Raw genomic sequence first — 241 nt, 5'->3', positions numbered from 1 at the left:
ATCTCACCCTGCGAATGACCGATCACCGCAGCCGGCTCAACACCGTGGGAGCGCCACACCTCGGCCAGCGACACCATGACTGCCCACAACACAGGCTGCACCACATCAACCTGCTCGAGCCAGGCATCCGCGTCCGCATCCCGCACGATGTCGATCAACGACCAGTCCACGAACGGATCGAGCGCAGCCGCACACTCGGCAATCCGGGCCGCGAACACCGGAGAGGTGTCGATCAGTTCGG

1 protein-coding gene is annotated in these 241 nt (G+C 64.3%); it reads right to left on the bottom strand.

The features are described 5' to 3' along the window. Positions 1 to 241: acyltransferase domain-containing protein (locus tag GTW67_RS28865; RefSeq protein WP_161167695.1), on the bottom strand; the 241-nt coding region annotated here is incomplete at both ends.

It is taken from the genome of Streptomyces sp. SID5910 (assembly GCF_009862125.1).
GTDB lineage: Bacteria > Actinomycetota > Actinomycetes > Streptomycetales > Streptomycetaceae > Streptomyces.
This window is presented reverse-complemented; position numbering and strand designations above follow the sequence as displayed.